This window comes from endosymbiont of Galathealinum brachiosum (genome assembly GCA_003349885.1).
Taxonomy (GTDB): Bacteria; Pseudomonadota; Gammaproteobacteria; order SZUA-229; family SZUA-229; genus SZUA-229.
This window is the reverse complement of the sequence record QFXC01000013.1, coordinates 613,865-633,949: the sequence shown is the minus strand read 5'-3', so window position 1 is coordinate 633,949 and position 20,085 is coordinate 613,865. Positions and strand designations below refer to the sequence as shown.

General features: G+C 35.9%; 18 protein-coding genes. 8 read left to right on the top strand and 10 right to left on the bottom strand.

From position 1 onward, the window contains the following. Positions 1 to 2 precede the first annotated feature (2 nt). The 3 genes from DIZ80_15790 to DIZ80_15780 are packed head-to-tail and all read left to right on the top strand — an operon-like array spanning position 3 to position 3,141. The gene (locus DIZ80_15790) at positions 3 to 986 is read left to right on the top strand and encodes a hypothetical protein (GenBank protein ID RDH81538.1); all 984 of its coding nucleotides are present in this window, start codon (positions 3 to 5) and stop codon (positions 984 to 986) included. After that, on the top strand, positions 983 to 2,017 hold the full coding sequence (locus tag DIZ80_15785) for a nucleotidyl transferase (GenBank protein ID RDH81537.1): 1,035 nt from the start codon (positions 983 to 985) through the stop codon (positions 2,015 to 2,017). Before DIZ80_15790 ends, DIZ80_15785 begins: the two co-directional genes overlap by 4 nt. Positions 2,018 to 2,064: 47 nt before the next feature. Beyond that, positions 2,065 to 3,141 carry a hypothetical protein gene (locus tag DIZ80_15780; GenBank protein ID RDH81536.1) on the top strand — a complete coding sequence of 359 codons (1,077 nt, stop codon included), beginning with the start codon at positions 2,065 to 2,067 and terminating at the stop codon, positions 3,139 to 3,141. Positions 3,142 to 3,143: 2 nt separating this feature from the next. Here the strand turns inward: DIZ80_15780 and DIZ80_15775 are convergent, their stop codons facing one another. Beyond that, positions 3,144 to 3,929: a glycosyl transferase gene (locus DIZ80_15775; GenBank protein ID RDH81535.1), complete on the bottom strand. Its 786-nt coding sequence runs from the start codon at positions 3,927 to 3,929 to the stop codon at positions 3,144 to 3,146. Between the two features lie 263 nt (positions 3,930 to 4,192). Here DIZ80_15775 and DIZ80_15770 point away from each other — a divergent pair, with 263 nt between their 5' ends. Next, positions 4,193 to 4,918, top strand: coding sequence for a hypothetical protein (locus DIZ80_15770; GenBank protein ID RDH81534.1), 726 nt, complete (start codon positions 4,193 to 4,195; stop codon positions 4,916 to 4,918). Between the two features lie 8 nt (positions 4,919 to 4,926). On the opposite strand, the gene DIZ80_15765 is transcribed toward DIZ80_15770, so the two are convergent. Beyond that, the gene (locus DIZ80_15765) at positions 4,927 to 5,979 is read right to left on the bottom strand and encodes a CDP-glycerol--glycerophosphate glycerophosphotransferase (GenBank protein RDH81533.1); all 1,053 of its coding nucleotides are present in this window, start codon (positions 5,977 to 5,979) and stop codon (positions 4,927 to 4,929) included. 104 nt (positions 5,980 to 6,083) lie between these two features. Between DIZ80_15765 and DIZ80_15760 the strand changes: the two genes are divergently transcribed. Both DIZ80_15760 and DIZ80_15755 read left to right on the top strand, forming a co-directional pair. Then, on the top strand, positions 6,084 to 6,842 hold the full coding sequence (locus DIZ80_15760; protein ID RDH81532.1) for a glycosyltransferase family 2 protein: 759 nt from the start codon (positions 6,084 to 6,086) through the stop codon (positions 6,840 to 6,842). Between the two features lie 5 nt (positions 6,843 to 6,847). Then, positions 6,848 to 7,924 (top strand): glycosyl transferase, encoded by a 1,077-nt coding sequence (locus DIZ80_15755; protein ID RDH81531.1) that lies wholly within the window; start codon positions 6,848 to 6,850, stop codon positions 7,922 to 7,924. Here DIZ80_15755 and DIZ80_15750 read toward each other — a convergent pair. From DIZ80_15750 to DIZ80_15740, 3 genes are all read right to left on the bottom strand, one after another. Further along, a complete protein-coding gene (locus DIZ80_15750; protein RDH81530.1) occupies positions 7,907 to 8,995 on the bottom strand; it encodes a glycosyl transferase family 1 in 1,089 nt (362 codons plus the stop codon). The genes DIZ80_15755 and DIZ80_15750 overlap by 18 nt on opposite strands. A gap of 62 nt (positions 8,996 to 9,057) precedes the next feature. Next, positions 9,058 to 9,870, bottom strand: a complete 813-nt coding sequence (locus DIZ80_15745) for a hypothetical protein (protein ID RDH81529.1) — start codon at positions 9,868 to 9,870, stop codon at positions 9,058 to 9,060. 9 nt (positions 9,871 to 9,879) lie between these two features. Continuing rightward, positions 9,880 to 10,272: a hypothetical protein gene (locus DIZ80_15740; GenBank protein RDH81528.1), complete on the bottom strand. Its 393-nt coding sequence runs from the start codon at positions 10,270 to 10,272 to the stop codon at positions 9,880 to 9,882. 117 nt (positions 10,273 to 10,389) lie between these two features. Between DIZ80_15740 and DIZ80_15735 the strand changes: the two genes are divergently transcribed. Then, positions 10,390 to 11,442, top strand: coding sequence for a small-conductance mechanosensitive channel-like protein (locus tag DIZ80_15735; protein ID RDH81527.1), 1,053 nt, complete (start codon positions 10,390 to 10,392; stop codon positions 11,440 to 11,442). A gap of 18 nt (positions 11,443 to 11,460) precedes the next feature. Here the strand turns inward: DIZ80_15735 and DIZ80_15730 are convergent, their stop codons facing one another. From DIZ80_15730 to DIZ80_15710, 5 genes are all read right to left on the bottom strand, one after another. Further along, a complete protein-coding gene (locus DIZ80_15730) occupies positions 11,461 to 12,879 on the bottom strand; it encodes an aldehyde dehydrogenase (protein ID RDH81719.1) in 1,419 nt (472 codons plus the stop codon). Between the two features lie 148 nt (positions 12,880 to 13,027). After that, on the bottom strand, positions 13,028 to 14,680 hold the full coding sequence (locus DIZ80_15725) for an acetolactate synthase large subunit (GenBank protein RDH81526.1): 1,653 nt from the start codon (positions 14,678 to 14,680) through the stop codon (positions 13,028 to 13,030). A gap of 55 nt (positions 14,681 to 14,735) precedes the next feature. Further along, on the bottom strand, positions 14,736 to 17,360 hold the full coding sequence (locus DIZ80_15720; protein ID RDH81525.1) for a hypothetical protein: 2,625 nt from the start codon (positions 17,358 to 17,360) through the stop codon (positions 14,736 to 14,738). Positions 17,361 to 17,491: 131 nt separating this feature from the next. Further along, positions 17,492 to 18,265 carry an ABC transporter permease gene (locus DIZ80_15715; protein ID RDH81524.1) on the bottom strand — a complete coding sequence of 258 codons (774 nt, stop codon included), beginning with the start codon at positions 18,263 to 18,265 and terminating at the stop codon, positions 17,492 to 17,494. A 6-nt stretch (positions 18,266 to 18,271) separates the two neighbouring features. Further along, positions 18,272 to 19,261, bottom strand: a complete 990-nt coding sequence (locus tag DIZ80_15710) for an ABC transporter (GenBank protein ID RDH81523.1) — start codon at positions 19,259 to 19,261, stop codon at positions 18,272 to 18,274. A gap of 227 nt (positions 19,262 to 19,488) precedes the next feature. Here DIZ80_15710 and DIZ80_15705 point away from each other — a divergent pair, with 227 nt between their 5' ends. Beyond that, a complete protein-coding gene (locus DIZ80_15705; GenBank protein RDH81522.1) occupies positions 19,489 to 20,070 on the top strand; it encodes a TetR family transcriptional regulator in 582 nt (193 codons plus the stop codon). Positions 20,071 to 20,085 lie beyond the last annotated feature (15 nt).

Here is a 20,085-nt window from a genome sequence, read left to right as displayed (position 1 = left end):
TAATGAGTTTTTATATATATGCTGAAACAGCATTTCATCATGAAGGCGATAAAGAATACTTATTAAAGCTAATTGATGAAGCTAAAAATGCCGGGTTACAAGGTATTAAATTTCAAGTTTTGATGGACTTAAATCAACTTATGTCGACACGTCACTCTTCTTATCAAGATGCTAAAAAGTGGGTGTTTTCTATAGATGACTGGAAAGAAATTTTTGAACATGCTAAAAGTATTGGTCTGGACATTATTTTAATGCCTATTGATGTGGGCGCTTTTGAGTTGATTTCTAGCTTTGATGTTAGGTATGTTGAAATACATTCTGTATCATTTAAAGATAAAAAATTATTATCGAAATTAGATGAATTTTCTGTGCCATTAATATTAGGTGTAGGAGGTAGAACGCTTGATGAAATTGCGTTTCTAGTTAATAAGCATAAAAGCAGAGATGTAACTTTAATGGTTGGCTTTCAATCATTTCCATCCGACCTGAATGACATAAAATTAGGAAGAATAAAAGAGTTAGTTAGTATGTATCCTAATTGTACTATTGGATATGCAGATCATTCATCATATGACAGTGAGATGTCAGTAACAAGTAATGAGTATGCTTACGCATTAGGTGCGAGAGTATTTGAAAAACATATAACAATAAATGAAGGAAAGGAACGAATTGATTTTCAATCTGCTGTAGGGATAGATAAGTTAAAAAGTATAGTTAATAAGCTTACGTATCTTGACGAAATTCTTGATTTAAACGACGATCATCTTTTTGTTATGAATGAAAAAGAAATAAATTACAGGAATAGGCAGAAGGTACCAGTAGCGGCTAGAGATTTGTTGGTAGGTTGCATCTTATCTGAAAATGACATCAATATGAAAACGATAGATAATGAGAGTGCTATTGATGATCCCCAGCTTTTAATTGGAAAAACATTAAAATATAATGTGGAATATGATTCTGCATTTCTTCAAAAGAATATATTATGAAAAACCTAGTTCTATCAAGTAAGTCGACATTCAAAGAAGCTATCAGAATGATTGATACCAATGGTAATGGTTTTTTGGCCGTGGTAGATGATGCTAATAAACTGGTTGGTATCCTTACTGATGGTGATATCAGACGAGCAATACTAGATGATAAGACGAATTTACTTGAGATTATTAATAAAGACCCAGTTGTTATGGATATTAATGCAACAAGAAAACAGGTTGTACATAAATTAAAAGAACTTCATAGAAAACACATGCCAATTGTTGATAGTAATATGGTCTTGCAGGATGTTATTACGCTTGATGATGAAGAGTTTGATTTAAAGCCTAATTGGGTTGTTATTATGGCTGGCGGTTTAGGTACTAGATTAGGCGATTTGACAAAACATACGCCTAAGCCGATGTTGATGGTTGGTGATAAACCTATGCTTGAGCATATTATGGAGATGTTCATTTCTCATGGTTTTACTAAGTTTATTTTAAGTGTTAATTATAAATCTGAAATTATCAGGCAACACTTTAAAGATGGTTATGAGTTGGGTGTTGAAATTAAATACCTTGAAGAGACAAAACGATTAGGAACTGGCGGTGCTTTAAGCTTAATTAATACTGAAATTAAAGAGCCATTCTTTGTGACTAATGGTGACGTTATTACTTCAGTTGATTATGAAAAGTTGCTAGATTATCATAATAAAAACAATTCAAGTGCCACTATGTGCGTAAGAAAGAGTAGCTATCAGATACCTTATGGTGTAATCGAAATAGATAGTCAGAATAATATACTTAATTTGCAGGAAAAACCTGAGCATAATTATTATATAAATACTGGGATTTATGTTCTGAGTCCTGATGTTTTGAAGCACGTACCTAAAAATGAGTTTTTTGACTTACCTACATTATTTACACTGTTGAATGATGAGGGTTATGTTAATAAATCGTATGAAATAAATGATTACTGGATTGATATGGGTTTGCCAGACGATTATGTAAGTATTGTTAATAAAATGGAAAGTAATAATAAACATTAAACCAGTTAGTTATTTGAGCTAATAATTAAAAGAATAATGAGTTAAAAATGAAAAGTGTTTTTTTAATTAAAACTCCGTTGCAATTATTAAATGCAATTGAAGCAAAGCATTACTTTAAGTTGTCAAAAGATGATTGTATTGTCATAATTATGGCAGATAGAAAAAGCCAGCCACAAATTCAGGCATTAACAGAATCAATTGATGAGTGGTGTGATGTTGTTTCTTTAAATGAAATAAATTTATTCTTCGGTAGTCCATTTTTAAAAAATATCACATCAATATTTGGCAAGCTACAGCAGTCAAAATATTTTAAACGTTCATTTTTTTATGTTCCAAGACTTAATAAAATAAGTAGATATCTCGGTGATGTTGAGTATATTGTTGTTGGATACACAAATTATGTCTATATGAATCATTTTATTAATGTGACGCCACATCGTGAACTTGTTTTTTTAGATGATGGAAATGGCACGCTAGACTTATCTGAAAAACGAAAAAATGGATTTAATAAAAATTCAAATATTAAACTCTCAAAAAAAATAAAGCTCTATGGTAAAAGATTAATACAGGGAATTAAAGAACAGGAAGAGGATAAGGCCTGTTTTTTTACTGCGTATGACATATCTGTTCGAAGTACAGATCGAGTTGTAAAGAATGAGTTTAATTATTTAAGGTCAAATGTTGATTCTCTTCCGACTATAGACGAAGCTTACTTTATTGGCTCGCCTCTTAGTGAAATTACTATTATCACTCAAGATGAGTATTTAACGCAGTTAAGTAAAGTTAAAAAATATTTCGGTCAAAAGCCCCTTATTTATATTGCGCATCGAAGAGATTCAGCTGAGAAACTTGATTTAATTAAAAATAAACTGGGTATTAAAGTTGTTTTATTTGATTACCCTATTGAATATCAATTAGCATTTATTGGACCACGCCCTATAGTGCTGGCTTCATTTTATTCGGCCGCACTTGATAGCTGTAGACTGATTTTTGGCGATGAGTTAAAGATAATTTCATTTAGACTAAATATGGAAAATAGTATAATACGTGAAAAAGTTGAATCGATATACGCAAGTTATGAAGCTACAATAAATGATAACTTTATTGTAGAGTCTGATTATTGAATCTATAGGTCAGGATTAGTTTTATTTTTTTCTTCATTTTCTAAATACCATAAACCTGCATATTTATTAAATGATGCTTGAGCAAACATAACAGCCATCAATAAGCCTCTGTGCCCGTCAAGAAACCCTAAACGAAGTATGAATATATGGATAAATGTCCATAAAGCTCTAAGTACAGCGATTTCTATACCAAAGCTTCGCTTTTTTTGAGAAAAATATTTTAGTGTTGTTTCCCATGAGTAACTACGATTTTTTTCCAACAGGTGCTCAAAGTTTCTTAATGAATTATGCATTAGAAAACCTTTCTTAATAGTCGATATCTTTCCTTCAGTTACTACCTGGCCATGTACTACTACCTGAGTAATATGAGATCCTATGCGTTTGAATAGTCGAACAGGTGCTCTTGCTGATCTGCCATATCGTAGTTGCTTGCCAAGAATGATGTTCCCCCAGGGGAGCTTGAAAGCTGTTTCAGTAATCATATCTTGTGACAGAATATCAGTGATTGCTGATTTCATTTCGATATCAAGGTATTCATCGGCATCTATCATTAAAACCCAGTCACAGCTTGCTTGATCAAGAGCCAGTTGTTTCTGGAATCCATCACCTGGCCATGTTTCAGTAACCCATACTTTATCTGTATATCGCTTAACAATATCAACTGTTTTATCTGTACTTCCTGAATCAAATACAATAATTTCATCAACATAATTTTTTAATGATTCCATGCAAGGTGTGATTCTGTCTTCTTCATTCATGCTTATGATTATTGCTGATAAAGTATGCATAGTACGTCCAATTGGGTACGATTTTTGGTCAAATGTGATAATAATTCTAATTATCCTTTCTAGTTGAATTATATAGGGAATAAATCCATCTTCAAGGGATAACTTAATTCATAACCTGCTGTTTTATAAGCTTATTATTCATTTAGTATCATTTAAGTAGGAATAATCGCAATGAAATAGTATTATTCGTCCTGATTTTAAGGTTGTTACCTGATGAGAGAATAAGCAGGTAGTTCAGGAATAAATAAAACAGGCACTATTGTATGAAAAAAGGCTATAAGCATAATTTTTACAAAGATCGTCATCAAAGTACTATTGATGCAGCGAATAACATCTTATCGTTAGTGATTGAGGCGTTACCTAAGTTAGAGTCTGCTGTAGATTTCGGTTGTGGTGTAGGTACCTGGCTTTCTGTATTAAAAGAAAAAGGTGTTTCTGACGTAAGAGGGCTGGAGGGTGCTTGGGTAGAGAAAAATCTTCTTAAAATTTCTGAAGAGGAATTAACAGAAGTTAATTTTGAAAAAGGCGTTAAGTTAGACAAAAAATATGATCTAGCGATTACTCTGGAGGTGGCAGAGCACCTAAAACCTGAAACTGCCAGTAAATTTGTTCAGTCACTAACTACGGCATCTGATTATGTGATGTTCTCGGCTGCAATACCTTTTCAAGGTGGAACTAATCATGTAAATGAGCAATGGCCTGATTATTGGGTAGATTTATTTGAAAAAGAAAATTATGTTCTTATTGATTTTATAAGAATGAAGATCTGGAATGATGAGGCTATTCCGGTATGGTACCGACAGAATATACTCATGTTTGTTAAAAAAGAAAAATTAGATTCGATGAAATTACCAGCACCTGAAGAATTTCGTTTTCCTTTGTCAGTTGTTCATCCTGAAACTTATATATCAAAAATGAATAAGTTATATTCTGTAAAAGGCAACTTGAAAATGTTACCGAGATCAATAAAGAGATGGTTTAAGAAATAATTTTGATCCTATTTTATTCGATAATATGACATTTTTTTACGCATTTGAAACTTACGACCTAAATTTAAAGGTTTAGGTTTCATGCTTTTGTATTCATGTTCTAAAAAATTCTCTGTTGCCTGAATGATTCTTTCAGATGAATTGCCATCCCTGCAGGGGTGAATGCTATTACAGTAGGTTTCTATATTACCCATTAAGTCAGTTGGTCTGCTTAATGCTCTTTCCAGGCTATTTTCAATATCATCAGGATTATTGATGTTTAGTAAATGTGGTCCGGGCACGGATGTCTTATATGTTACTACGGGTTTATTTAATAGTAGAAATTCAATAAAAATTGACGACGTATCGCATAACATGGCATCAGCCGCATTTAACATCGGTATGACCTCTTCACCTGGCTCAATGAAGGTTAAGTTTTCTCCCTGCATATTACGATATGTATCGATAGTCTCTTTCAATGACTTAGGATGAACTGTCACTACCCAGTGCCAGCGACCTGTCTCTGAAAGTTTCTGTATATAGGGAGCTAGATAAGGTGCTGACGTCAGTTTTGGACTAAAGGTTGATGCATAAAATATAATGGGTTTACTGGTATTTATCTTTCTACGTAATAATTGCGGGTCATCACACTTAAACATTGGATCCAGTTTAGACCATCCTGTTTCTGAAACACTAAAATAACCATGATGTTTTGCCAGTTCCTGAAATGGAATGGTTGTGTCAGGGCCTTGTGTGCAATATAGGTCGAAATGACCACGAATACGAAAATGGTCCTGCTTGCTATTTGCACGCTTTCCAACATTAAAACCGTGAAAAACTTCGACTTTAACCCCCGGGAAAAAGTCAGGTACCCAGTTAGTGGGCACAAATACGGCATCAGGTTTGAATTTTTGTACTTCTTCTACGTTTGTCAGTACTGTAGCATCATCTTGTGACAGTAAATTTGGAATCTTATGTAAATACCATGCTACTTGATCACCACGCTGAAGAATGGCTTGCTGGATGGGGCGTAATATGGGGTAACTATAGAGCTGTTCAGCGAAAAGAAGGTATTTTTTCATAGAGATGAGTATAATACGAATATCACATTGCGGTATAGAACATTAAGTTGCTTGCCCTTTAAAAATTAGTTATGAAAAGGCAGTGCCCACAGCTTGGTCGTTATATGAAAGTAAAATTATCAGTCGTCATTATATGTAAGAATGAAGAAAGTAGAATCAGACAGTGCCTTGAATCAATTACATGGGTGGATGAAATTATTGTTATTGATTCTGGTAGTACTGATAAAACACTGGATATTGTTGCCGAGTATACAGATAAAATTTTTGTGAATACCAACTGGTCTGGCTTTGGGCTTCAAAAAAGACTGGCAGTAGATAAAGCTTCTAATGACTGGGTATTATCACTGGACTGTGATGAGGTCGTGAGTGAGCAGCTTAGGGATGAAATTCTTGATTGTATGTCAGGGCTAGATGAAAAGACCGTTTACCGAATTAATCGACTGACTCACTTTTGTAATAAATTTATTTATTATAGTGGCTGGCAACCGGATAGAGTTGTACGTTTATTTAATAAAAAATATTATACATATAATGATAAGACTGTACATGAATCGGTTGATTGTAAAGACGCAGAAAAAGTTGATTTGGAAGGTAAGTTGTTTCATTATACTTTTGAGTCACTAGAAGAGTATATAGATAAAAGAAATGGCTACGCAAAAGCCTGGGCTGAAAGTCATTACGCTAAAGGACGAAAAGTAGGATTATTTGAAATAATTCACCATACGCTGTTTGCCTTTATCAGGCATTATATAGTGCGCCGGGGTTTTTTAGATGGTTATCAAGGTTTTTTAATATCAGTTATACAAATGCAATATACATTCAATAAGTATAACTTTCTTAAGTTCAAAAATATTTCTAAATAATCTAAATGTTAGAATTTACACCGTCATATAAAAAAATATGTATATTACGTCTCTCTGCTATCGGGGACGTAACGCATGTAATTCCTGTGGTTAGAGCAATGCAGAAGCAATGGCCCGGTGTAGAAATAACATGGGTATGTGGAAAGTTTGAATATAAATTATTAAATATTATTGAAGGTATTAACTTCATTATTTTTGATAAAAAAAAGGGAATAAAAGCTTATCGTGAATTATGGAATGCTCTGAAATCTGATCATTTTGATGTGTTATTGCATATGCAGGTAGCTGCACGAGCAAATATTGCCAGTCTGGGTATAAAAGCTGATATTAAACTTGGCTGGGATAAATCAAGATCTAGAGATTTTCATCAATTATTTATTAATCATTCAGTTGCAAGAGAGAATCAACAGCATCAGGTACAGGGTTTTTTATCATTTGCAAGAGAGTTAGGCCTTCAGCTCGACGAGCCAAGCTGGGAAATTCCAGTGACAGAAAAGGCAAGAAAATTTGCTGAACAATATATTGATAAAGATAAAAAAGTACTGATTATATCTGCTTGCTCAAGCCATAAGTTACGTAATTGGAGTGTGTCTAAATATGCTGAACTTGCTGATTATGCAGTAGAACATTATAGCATGCAGGTCATATTGAGTGGCGGGCCGGCGGATATTGAAGTTGAAATGGCAAATGAAATATTAGCCTCAATGAGAACTAGTGCATTGAACCTTGTAGGTAAAGATACGCTTGAACAACTAGTCGGGTTATTAAGCAAAGCTACAGTCGTAGTGTCACCTGACTCCGGGCCTGCACATATAGCAAATGCCATGTGTGTGCCTGTTATTGGTTTGTATGCCTGTACCTGGAGTAAGCGTAGCGGTCCTTATAACTCACTTGAGTATTGTGTTGATAAATTTGAAACTGCAGCTAAACAGTATTTGAATAAATCAGTAAATGATTTACGCTGGGGAACAAAAATTGAAAAGCCGGGTGTAATGGAGTTGATTGAAGTAGATGAAGTTTGTAGACAGCTTGATCGAGTTATTAAACATTCATCTGATAAAACATCAGTGATTAAGGAGTGATTTAAAATATTTAATATATCCTTCTACGGTTCTGGTGTGTGACATTTTATCTTCAAGTACTTTAGGGCTGTTACTGGATAGCGCTTTTAAAAGGTCGGGTGATTCGTAAAGGTTGAGTACAGTTTTTGCTATGGCATCTGAATCACCTACAGGAACAATGCAGCCATTTATTCCATCATCAATGATTTCCATGCTGCCCGGGTTAGCTGATGCGACTACGGGAGTACCATATGCCATTGATTCAAGAACTACTCTTGGTAAACCTTCCCCTGAAATTGAAGGTTGAATCAGTATATCGCTCGCTGAAATAAGTTCAGGTGCATCATTTCTATATCCAGCAAGATGAATTCTCTGTTTCATTTTACTATTATTAATCAGGCTTTTATATGGTTCTTTGTCCATGCCATTGCCAACCAATAATAGGTGAAAGTTACTAATATCAGCAAGTTTATTAGTTGCTTCAAGTGCTATATGAATACCTTTGTGTGGGCGTGCATTAGTGACGCATATAGCAGTAAAATCATTCCGACCAATACCAAACTCTGCTAGATCTGCTGATGGCTTGTCATACCAATTTATATCATGTCCTTTGTATATATAAGTAATGCTTTTGTTTTTCAGAATTTTAAGAGATGAAACATAATCATAAACATATTTTGAAACGCATATGATGCCATCAACCCTGGGATGCAATACACTTAGGTAGTTACCCGGATCATGCCAGTACAGGCCGCTTGCAGTACCTCTATATACAACAAGTTTAACGGGAAGACCTATACATGCAAAAGCTGTGTTAGGTATGGATTTTGAGTTGGTAGCGTAAACTATATCAATACTTTGTTCTTTAATTATTTTTCTAATCAGGCGAATAGATTTTATGCTGATTTTTTTTACAATAGGTTGCTCAATTAAGTTTATATTATGATCTAGAAAACGTTTACTATAAATTTCATTGTTATGTGTAATTATTGTAACGTTATGCCCGGCTTTGGCTAGACTGATATAGATTTCATGTTCAGGTCGAAGACTATTATGTGAGCAATCACCTGAAGTACAAGCTAAGATATTCATTGGCTAGTATTCTCTATATTTATTTTCATTAAAATTATTATGTGTAAGTTAAAAGTTATTGTTTAAATTTTTTCTGCAGTGATGACTATTAACCAAACAACGCCATTTTTTCTTGCTTCTGTAATCTGGTTTTCTGGATAGGTTGTTATTTCAACAGCCCAGTCTTCAAATTCATTTTCTGAGGGTGTATAACGCTCCAGAGGCAGATAGTCTTCTCTCCATTTTTCTATTTGAATGTTTTTCCAGTGACTATCAGGGAATAATGATTTTATTTTATCAATATCGCCCATAATAAACATTTCGTTGCCATGAAAATGAATTGGAGCATCGAGATAAATGCTGCCGCCGGGTTTTAATGCACGATGAATTTCGGTAATGCAATCTTGATATGAAGAAGGGTTCAGGACGCTATTTGCATTTTGTCGCCAGTGTTCAACTGACTGAATACCAAATATTTTATCAAATGTCTGATCAGCAAAAGGAATATGTGTCGCATGACCATATCCGCTTTTCCCCATAGTAGCCGATTCATTTTTGGGGCGCTTAGGGTCTATCCCTGTCCAGGTGCCGCCACTTCTATTTATAAGATTTTTAGCTAGATTAGAGCGACCAAAACCAACTTCTAAAATATTTTTGTTCTGGCTGTTAAAAAAATGAGCTTCTATGCTGGAAGACACACATTTACGAAGTGGGGTGCCGTAATTAATCCCACAGAGTTGCTGTTTGGAGTCAAAACTGGGGCATTTTATACAAGATACAACACGAAACCCGTCATTATCATTCCAGTATTGATGATTCCATTTTTTTTCACATGCTTTTGGGTTTATTTTTAAACTATGCCAGCGTTTAAGTAGAGATTCTTTTTTTGAATGCATAGATAATAATTACGTGTAATCCTGATAAGATTTCTCTTCCACGATATCAGATTTTAAATAAACATTTATACGTTTTTTAGCATCACCGCGCTGGTCATTTACAACATAAACACTGCGAGCCAATTCAATAAAACGAGCATCGAAACGTTTATTACGCTCTTCATCGCGAATATCATCTTCAATATCCCATAGCTTTTCATTGATTGATTTCAGGTCCGATCTCATCGATTTGATATCGCTATCTTCGGTCACAGCATCAGCCCAGACCTCGTTTAACATAGCTAGCTCTTTATCTACATTGGCTTTTTTTTCGGCAGATTCAATGCATTTTGATTTAATTTCAAGAATGGTGATTTTATCCAGTAGCTCGCCGGGTGATATGGGGATAAGTACTTGTTTCATAATGTTTATTTTGTGGTGGAATATTGGCTATATTATAAATGTAAATATACGTTGATGTTTAATTTTTTTAAAAAACGCTATATTCTGTCTATATGAATGATTATTAAGGGTATTTCCATGGATTTACAGGGTTATTTAGATCGTATTGAGTTGTTTGACTATCTGCTTATTGCTTTGAATTTGTTATTACTGGTCTTAGCTAAACGTATTTTATTGTTTTTCAGGGAAGAAGAGAGTGATAAATCTACATTTATTCTTAAAGTTCAGGCTTTCAGGGCTTTAAACCTTTTAATTATTCTAAGTTATGGTTATAGCAATATTTACCTCGAAACTATAGATAGCGGCCCTGGATTGAAACTGGTTTCGATATGGGTACTGATTTATCTATCTTATCTGACAAAGCAAATTCTTAGTTATTGGGTACGTAAAAAATATGGCAAATTACGTGATATTAATGGTGAGAGTAAAAGTATAGAAACTTATACCAGTCGATTATTAAGTTTACTGACGGGTGTAGTGATTTTTGTCATTGCCCTTATTTCTATCATTAATGTACTTGAATTTAATAGCCTGTTACAGGCTGGAGGTGTAATTGGCATTATTGGTGTCTTTCTGGCATTAACTCAGAATGCCTGGGCACCGGATATCATTAGTGGCCTGATATTTCTTAATAACGGTATGATCGAAGAAGGAGATGTTATTGAGCTTGATGATAATGGTTCTTTTATTGGTGTTGTTTTTAAAACCAAGATGTTTCATACAGAAGTTTTAAATCTGGTGAATAATCATCGTGTCATGATTAAAAATGCACGCTTAAGGGAATTTACTATTCACAATTTATCAAAGTTTGCCTCAGCTAAGGGTTTAAGAGAGCAGCTTACATTTAAAATTGGCTATGATGTGACAGCTGAAAAAGTAAGACAGATGTTTAGTGAAGCTGAAAAAAGACTGGAAAGTGATTGCGGCATTAAGTTGGGTGAAGAAAATACATTTGAAATTGGAATATTAAATACAGGTGATCACGCAATTGAATGGGGTGTTTATTATTTTACCAAAGATGTAAAAGCTTTAATTAAAAACAGGCAGGCTATTCGAGAATGCATTTTGAAAACGGCACAGGAATTTGATATCTCATTGGCTACACCGATTACGCATGTGAATATGGCTTAGTGATAATAGCCAGATAAACTACAATTTACCTGATTTAATCACAATCATCTTTTCAATCTGCATATCCTTAAAGGTATGCGGTATACCGCCTACACCCATACCAGACTGGCGCAGACCGGCAAATGGCATCCAGTCAACACGAAATGCAGTGAAATCATTAACCATAACTGCTGATGCATTAAGTTGTTTATAGGCGTGCATTGCCGTATCTAAATTTGAGGTGTAGACGGCTGCCTGAAATGAAACATCCAGAGAGTTGGCGCGTTTAATTGCTTCATCAATATCTTCATATTCATAAACACAGATCACGGGTCCAAAAATTTCCTTGCAGGTAACAGATGTATTTTCAGGTGGATTAAATAACACGGTAGGAGAATAACAGCTATCTGATATTTTTCCCGAGCCAGATATTCTTTCAGCGCCAGCATTAATAGCTTCTTCTACCCATTCGTTTATACGATTAGTTTCAGAATGTCGAATGATTGGGCCAATATCTGTATCTGCAGATGTAGGGTCACCAACAGTCATTTTATTACCGAGTTCGGCTATTTTTTCAGCCACTTGACGAGCAATCGCTTTTTCTACAAATACACGTTGTACAGATACGCAAACTTGTCCTGCATGATAAAAACCACCTTTTGCAAGCATAGGTAAGGCGCTTTGCAGATCGGCATCAGCGGCTACAATAACAGGTGCTACGCCTCCGTGTTCTAATGCGCACCTTGCACCGGGAGCTAGTTTTGATCGCAGCATCCATCCGACTCTGGCGCTGCCAATAAAACTAAAGAAACCCACTCTTGAATCAGTTACCAGGGCTTCAGCGACATCGTGACTTTCTGGGCTTACAACTTGTGCCCATTCTTCAGGTAAACCGGCCTGGTGAAAAAGTTTTACTAATTCATAACATGAAAGAGGAGTATCATCTGCGGGTTTAATTATTACAGGGCATCCTGAAGCTACTGCAGGGCCAACCTGATGAACGATTAAATTAATAGGGTGGTTAAACGCGCTAACCGCAACCACAACGCCAATAGGTTCATGTGATGTAAAAGCTAACCTATTCATAGATGCTGCATTAAGGCCCATGGGGATCTCTTCACCATGATTATTACGAATACACTCTATGCAGTTGTTAATACCGTCAATGGCACGAGCCATTTCTACTTTTGTGTCGTTTAAAGGTTTACCGCCTTCCTGAGCAGAGATTAGAATTAAACGTTCAGCGTTATCTTCCATTAAAGCAGATAAGCGTGTGAGTATTTCGATACGTTTATCAGCACTTAACCATTTTGATCGGTCATTATATAAATCACTGGCAATATTAAGCGCATGGTCAATAGCGTTTTTATCGACTTTATCAACAGTCGCAATTAACTGACCATCATAGGGTGCGGTAACATCCAGCTTTCCACTAGCTTTTATGTTACCGGTTATCATATTTTGGTAGTGCGAAGCCATCTGTAAAACCTTATATATTTATGAATTTTATATATCATTACTAACTAAAGATTATATCTACAAAAATCATTGTTTGTAGGAGTTAGCTCTTCAGCTGACGATACGATACTAGATAAAAATTTATACCTTAAATTGGGCAGGCTATATCACCTAAACGTTCTGTGAGTATCATGTTTTCACGATAATCAATAGGTATAAGTACCAGGCTTGGGCCGTCTTCATTTAGTGCCGTCTCAAGCGTGTTTTTAATTTCAGATGATTTTGTTACTTTATGTCCATTCCAGCCAAATGCTTCAGCGAGTTGCATCCAGTTGGGATTACCAAATGCGAGGTCAGTATGTTTACCAAACTGACTTTGCTGTTTCCAGGCAATTAAACCATATTCATTGTCTTCCCATACCATGACAGTGCATTTAACATTTAAACGTCTGGCTGTTTCCATTTCCTGCACATTCATCATAAAGCCAGCATCACCACAAACAGCTAAAATGCGTCTATCCGGGTGCACCATCGAAGCGGCAATTGCTCCTGGTAATGCGAAACCCATAGAGCAGAAACCATTCGGGATTAAGCAGGTGTTGGGTTCATGGCATTGATAATGTCTTGCTACCCACATTTTATGTGCACCGACATCTGACAACATAATGTCATGTGGTCCCATCACCTCACGTGCATCCCATAAAACTTTCTGAGGTTTTAATACATCATTGGCATCATCATCCTTATACATAGCCAATTCATCATGCATTTGTTCACGTGTTGCTTTTTGTTGTGACAGGTCAAAGCTTAAGCCACCATCTTGTTCTGCTCGATCCAGTAACATGGTGATGGTTTGTGCCATATCACCAATTAATTCAACTTCCGGATGGTAGTGTGCATCTATTTCTGCAGGATAAAAATCGGCATGAATAATGTTTTTATTTCCATCCTTATTCCACAGGTTAGGGTGATATTCAACCATGTCATAACCCAGGGTCAGAACCAGATCGGCAGCATCAACAGCGCAAGCGACAACATCTTTGGACTGTAAGCCAATAGTGTAGAGGCAGTAATCAGCATCCATATCTACACTGCCTTTACCCATAAATGTACTGACTACGCCAATGCCGGTAGCTTCACAGAATTTTCTTAACTGTTTACTGGTGCGACGTCTGATACAGCCATTGCCCGCAAGAATAATAGGGCGTTTAGCTTTTTTAAGCATTTCATAAGCTTCATCAATAATCTTATTGTCAGGCCCAGGTCGACGGAAACGACGAGGTGGAATGGGTGTCGTTGTTGTCTGTAATTTAGCTATATCTTCAGGTAGTTCTATTAAAACGGCCCCGGGTTTTTCTGAGCGAGCGACTCTAACCGCTTTACGAATAATTTCAGGAATATTATCCTGATGTAAAACACTGGTTGCCCACTTAGTGACAGGGGCATACATTGCTACCACGTCCATGACCTGATGTGACTCTTTGTGTAATCGTTGTGATGAACCCTGTCCGGTTAGTACCAGCATTGGTGCATGATCCATATTGGCATCTGCTACACCGGTGATAAGGTTGGTTGCTCCAGGGCCTAGCGTACCTAAACAGCCCGCTGGATTTCCTGTTAGGCGGCCATAAATTTCGGCCATGAAAGCAGCGCCCTGTTCATGGCGACATAAAACAAACTGAATTTTTTTTGATTTTTCCAGCGAGATCATAAAATCAGCATTCTCTTCACCAGGTACGCCATAAATATATTCAATGCCTTCTTCTTCCAGGCATTTAACAAATAAATCAGATGCTTTCATTTTGGGTTCTCACTGAAATAATAGAGTAGATTAAGTGTAGTTCAATAAATATGGTTTATAAAAATACACTGGCGATGACAGGCTCTTCTATATAGTAACCTTGTAAATAATCAACGCCCATATCGGTCAGTAATGTTTTAGATTCTTCGGTTTCTATCCATTCGGCAATTGTTTTAAGTTTTAGTTCATGTCCAATTTGATTAATAGTTTTAACCAGTGACTGGTCAATCTTATCAGTGACCATATTACGAATGAATACGCCATCAATTTTCAATATATCTACAGGTAGTGTTTTAAGGTATGAGAAAGAGCTAAGGCCTGTGCCAAAATCATCCAAAGCAAATGAACAGCCAAGTTTTTTGAGTTGTGTAATTAAAGTTAAGGCCGCTTCCTGATTGGTAATCGCAGCCGTTTCTGTTATTTCAAAACAGAGTTGATTAGGGTTAATTCCTGTATGAGTAATATTATTAGCTATATACTCATATAAGTTAGCTTTACCCAGTGATTGACCAGATAAGTTAATGCTGTAAAGCATATTTGCATTAGCCAGATACTCTATTTCATTGATGGCGTGTTTTATTACCCAGCAGTCAATTTCATGCATCAAATTATAACGTTCAGCTGCCGGAATGAATGCCATTGGTGGTACCAGGTCACCATCATCTGATTTAAGACGTATAAGAAATTCTGTGATTGGTTTTGTCGTATCCGGGTTTGTCGGTACTATCAGTTGTTTGTAAAGAACAAAATTCTGATCCTGTAGCGCAGACCTTATACGTGTCGGCCATTGCATTAAACCAATATGTTCTGCAATCGCTTTATCATCAGGTGTATAGATATGAACGCAATCGCGTCCATTCTCCTTTGCTATATAACAGGCTGAATCGGCAGCACTTAAAACATCCGTTATAGATTCAGTATGTTTATCTATAAATACCAGGCCGATGCTGGCACCGACAGTGAATAACTTTGACTCCCAGACGAACTGAGTTTTTTTGACTTCTTCTCGTATGCTGTTGGCTATTTTTTCAGCAACTTTAATATCGCAGTTGGTTAATAATATACCAAACTCATCTCCACCCAGGCGTGCAAGAACATCATCTTTTCTAATGTGTTTTTTAATTTTAGAGCTAATCAGTTTAAGTAATTCATCGCCTGCAGTATGTCCACAGGTATCATTAACGACTTTAAATTCATCCAGATCGATGTAACAGAAGCTGTATTTACTGGTGTCACTACGTCGATCATCAATAGCATATTGCAATTGTGTTTCAAACCCACGCCGATTGGTTAATCCTGTTAATTCGTCATGAGTAGCCTGGTAGGCTATTTTTCTAACCAGTTTTCTCTCTTTACTGATGTCTCTTAAAACGAGTACAACACCGGTTAGCTGGTTCGAAGAGTTGTGTATGCTTGCAGCATTTGTATTAATAGAAATAGGGGTGCCATTGTGGTGTAGTAGCATGGCCGTTTCAGACAGGGTTCCAGTTGCCGGATTATTGAGGCAGTATTCAACCGGTTTTTTTATCGAATTAGGATCAATTTCATCAACTAAAATAAAAGTTTGAGAAAATTCCTTTCCGTAAACTTCATTAAGTGTATATCCTAATAGTTGTTCAGCTGCATTATTAATAAACTCAATTCTTCCATGTATGTCGGTAGAAATTACAGCATCACCAATTGAAGTAAGGGTGATGCGTGCTTTTTCCTGCTGATCGAAAAGCTTTTCCTGTGATATTGTTTGTTTGTATTGAGAATTTCTAAGGCTATGTAAAAGCAGAATAAATACCAGACTTATGCTAAAAGATAGAATGCTCGCCGTGTACAATTTTTTGTTTATAAATTCATCGATGGATAAAAATTTAGATATATTTAGTTCGAAATTGCTATCGTGAATTTTTAATAACGCCGAAAAGCGAAGAGGGTCTGTATGCCAGAATGGAATATCAATTTCTTTTTTTGATTCAACAGAAATAAAGCCTGATTTTTTTTCAGTGATAGCAATATTAAATTCACCATAAAATGTCACAAAGTCAGGAATTAATTTTTTCACATTTATTTGTATTATGGCTAAAGAAACAGCCTGATTTATTCTGGATGATTCTGCTGCAGGTTTGAAATATCCGGAGTAAATGGATTTTAATAAATAATAATGTGAATCTGACTTAAATAACTTATTGTCAGGTTTTGTGTTTACTATTGTTCCAAGTGAAATGGCTTTTGATATTTCCGAGGAATATCGGTCGTTAGTATTAAAATCAATGCCAATTAATTTAGAGGTAGATTCTGTGTAGGGCTCGACAGTGTTTATAATATATGAGTTTTTGTGTAATTCAGCTGTTTGTTTGTCAGGGGTTGATTTGTTACTAATATAAATTGCGTCTACAAAATCAAAACTATTTAGTATGTCGGTTGAAAATTTAGAAACATCGTCGTGTTTGTTATCGGCCGAAATATGGTTTAACCCAACCAGTGAGATCAGGGCAACATCAATATTATTTAGTCTGTTTAGTAAGGTGTTATGAATGGTTTGGGTGCGTTGTGCAAACTTGCTCTGTATATCCTGTTGACTCATCCATATAGAAATAGCAATGAAACCACAGTTCAGGCCAATCAGAACCATAATGGCAAGCGCATAGTCCTTGAATGAAAATGAATAATTTGTCTTTTCAGGTTTCAATATGAGTAAGCTTTAACAAAATGAAGCAACAAATTAGTCATTAACTAACTAGAGGCGTCTTTTGCGTGTCCTTTTCAGCTATAGCAATGATTTTGAGTATAGACGAATAGACCAAAATTGACTATGGCTTTCTAGTTCTTAATGCCTATACCCCGATTAAGCAGATACATGGCATAAGTAAACAGTATGAGTGTGAAACCAATAATTATAATGATAGCAGTGGTCAGGTCAGTATCACTGGAACCTATCATTCCATAACGAAATGAACTGATCATATAAAGTATCGGGTTGGCTAGTGAAACGGTTTGCCAGAAATCTGGCAACATATCGATAGAGTAAAAGATACCGCCCAGATATGTTAACGGTGTCAGCACAAAAGTAGGAATAATACTAATGTCATCAAAGCTGTTGGCGTATATGGCATTAATTAATCCGGCAATTGAAAAGAGTGTGGCTGTTAATACAAAAACGAGCAGACTTAAAGTATAGCTGTGTATCCGAATATCAGAAAAATACATAGCAACCAGTGTGACGACAATACCAACAATTATACCTCTGGCGACACCGCCTAATACATAACCAATAAGAATCAGGTAGTTAGGTGTGGGTGAAACGAGTAATTCTTCTATGCTTTTCTGAAATTTGGCACTGTAGAAAGAGGAAACAACATTACCATATGAATTGGTAATAACAGCCATTAATATCAGACCGGGCACAATATAATCCATATATTTATGCCCATTAATATCACCGATTTGTGAGCCGATTAAATTACCAAAGATAACAAAGTAAAGCGCCGTGGTTATTGCAGGCGGTAATACAGTTTGAATCCAGATTCTAATAAACCGTAGATACTCTTTGATAACGATGGTTTTTAATGCATTAAATTTTTCAGCCCAGGTCATATTTAATTATCCGCTTAAATTATCTGCATGAGATGTTTGTTGCAGTGTTTCAATGAGGTCAGGGTTATTGCGATTTTTTTCAACCAGACACATAAATAACTGTTCAAGTCGATTGGTTTTATTTCGCATACTTGATATATGAATATTATTATTAGTGAGTAGTTTAAATAACTCATTTAACTGAGATTTCTCATGCAGATTAATTTCCAGTGTATTTTCATCAACCGTATGAATCTCAAAAGGGGATAACTCACTATTTTGCAGGCATCGGGTGTCTATTAGTGGAGACTGCAAATACAGTATAAAAGTTTCTGTATTTAACTGGCTTAGCAGCGCTTTCATGCTGGTATGCTCAATAGTGTAGCCATGATCAATAATAGCGATGTTTTTGCACAGACTCTCGGCTTCCTCAAGGTAATGAGTTGTTAGAATAATTGTTGTTCCCTGCTTATTTATCTTGCGTAAAAAATCCCACATAGAGCGTCGAATCTCGATATCCACACCTGCAGTAGGCTCATCAAGGATAAGTAGCTTAGGGTGATGTATCAGGGCTCGAGCTATCATTAAACGGCGTTTCATGCCCCCGGATAACTCACGTGCCATTACATCGCGCTTATCCCACAATTCCAGTTGTTTCAGATAAGTTTCAGCTCGTTGGTAGGCAAGCTCACGGGGAATCCCGTAATAACCTGCCTGATTAACCAGAATCTCAATGACACGCTCAAACTGATTGAAATTAAACTCCTGAGGTACCAGACCAATGCAGGATTTAGCCTGTGCCTGGTGAGTATCATAATCGAAGCCGAAGATATTTACTTTACCGGCTGATTTATTTACTAACCCCGATATTATGCCAATTGTGGTTGATTTTCCTGCTCCATTTGAACCAAGCAAGGCAAAAAAATCACCTTCTTTCACTTTAAGGTCGACACCTTTAAGGGCCTGAGTACCATTTTTATATGTCTTCTGTAAGTTGGTTATTTCAAGGGCATTCATAGGTTTCGGGTCGTGATCATTATTTTTAATAAGTTATTGATTATATATGACAATCTGACCGCTTATCAGGTATAACTTGAAAAAAACCATAAATAATAATACGATTGTCTTAGAATTAATTGTGGTGTGATATAAATAATGTATATCATTAGAAAATAATGGAAATGCCACTATAATCAGAGTTTGGGCTCAGGTTATTCAGTAATCAGAAATACACAGGTAAAATTATGGGAACTAAAGGATCAGCTAACCGCCAACGAATCGTCGATGCTGCTGACCATCTTTTTTATTCGCGCGGATATAACCAGACTTCATTTAGTGATATTTCTGATGAAACGGGTATACCTCGTGGTAATTTTTATTATTATTTCAAAACTAAAGAAGACATTCTTGCTGCGGTTGTTGATGCGCGTCTGGTTGAATTTAAAGGTATGTTAAAGAGTTGTGAGGATATAACAACTGATCCTCTGGAACGTCTGCATGCGCTTACTCAGTTTCCTCTTCAGCGTGAAGCTCAGGTACTGCAATATGGTTGCCCAATTGGATCACTAAGTTCTGAACTTGTTAAAGAGCAGGATACAGAAATATCACATGCACGACTGACAGCTGTTTTTGATTTATTAAAAAGCTGGATTGAGGAACAATTAAGTCAGTTAGGGCAGGACACGCGTAGTGATGAAGTCGCTAAAGATCTGTTAGCAAAAATGCAGGGAATTATTATTATTGCGAATGTATATAATGATGCCGATTTTTTACACAGGGGTATTAAAGATATACAAAGCTGGCTTAATCAGACTCTGAGTAACTAAATAGATACGTATATT

Coding starts and splice junctions, on each gene's coding strand:
- DIZ80_15790 (RDH81538.1), top strand. CDS start 3: ATGAGTTTTTATATATATGCTGAAACAGCATTTCATCATGAAGGCGAT.
- DIZ80_15785 (RDH81537.1), top strand. CDS start 983: ATGAAAAACCTAGTTCTATCAAGTAAGTCGACATTCAAAGAAGCTATC.
- DIZ80_15780 (RDH81536.1), top strand. CDS start 2,065: ATGAAAAGTGTTTTTTTAATTAAAACTCCGTTGCAATTATTAAATGCA.
- DIZ80_15775 (RDH81535.1), bottom strand. CDS start 3,929: ATGCATACTTTATCAGCAATAATCATAAGCATGAATGAAGAAGACAGA.
- DIZ80_15770 (RDH81534.1), top strand. CDS start 4,193: ATGAAAAAAGGCTATAAGCATAATTTTTACAAAGATCGTCATCAAAGT.
- DIZ80_15765 (RDH81533.1), bottom strand. CDS start 5,979: ATGAAAAAATACCTTCTTTTCGCTGAACAGCTCTATAGTTACCCCATA.
- DIZ80_15760 (RDH81532.1), top strand. CDS start 6,084: ATGAAAGTAAAATTATCAGTCGTCATTATATGTAAGAATGAAGAAAGT.
- DIZ80_15755 (RDH81531.1), top strand. CDS start 6,848: ATGTTAGAATTTACACCGTCATATAAAAAAATATGTATATTACGTCTC.
- DIZ80_15750 (RDH81530.1), bottom strand. CDS start 8,995: ATGAATATCTTAGCTTGTACTTCAGGTGATTGCTCACATAATAGTCTT.
- DIZ80_15745 (RDH81529.1), bottom strand. CDS start 9,870: ATGCATTCAAAAAAAGAATCTCTACTTAAACGCTGGCATAGTTTAAAA.
- DIZ80_15740 (RDH81528.1), bottom strand. CDS start 10,272: ATGAAACAAGTACTTATCCCCATATCACCCGGCGAGCTACTGGATAAA.
- DIZ80_15735 (RDH81527.1), top strand. CDS start 10,390: ATGGATTTACAGGGTTATTTAGATCGTATTGAGTTGTTTGACTATCTG.
- DIZ80_15730 (RDH81719.1), bottom strand. CDS start 12,879: ATGATAACCGGTAACATAAAAGCTAGTGGAAAGCTGGATGTTACCGCA.
- DIZ80_15725 (RDH81526.1), bottom strand. CDS start 14,680: ATGAAAGCATCTGATTTATTTGTTAAATGCCTGGAAGAAGAAGGCATT.
- DIZ80_15715 (RDH81524.1), bottom strand. CDS start 18,265: ATGACCTGGGCTGAAAAATTTAATGCATTAAAAACCATCGTTATCAAA.
- DIZ80_15710 (RDH81523.1), bottom strand. CDS start 19,261: ATGAATGCCCTTGAAATAACCAACTTACAGAAGACATATAAAAATGGT.
- DIZ80_15705 (RDH81522.1), top strand. CDS start 19,489: ATGGGAACTAAAGGATCAGCTAACCGCCAACGAATCGTCGATGCTGCT.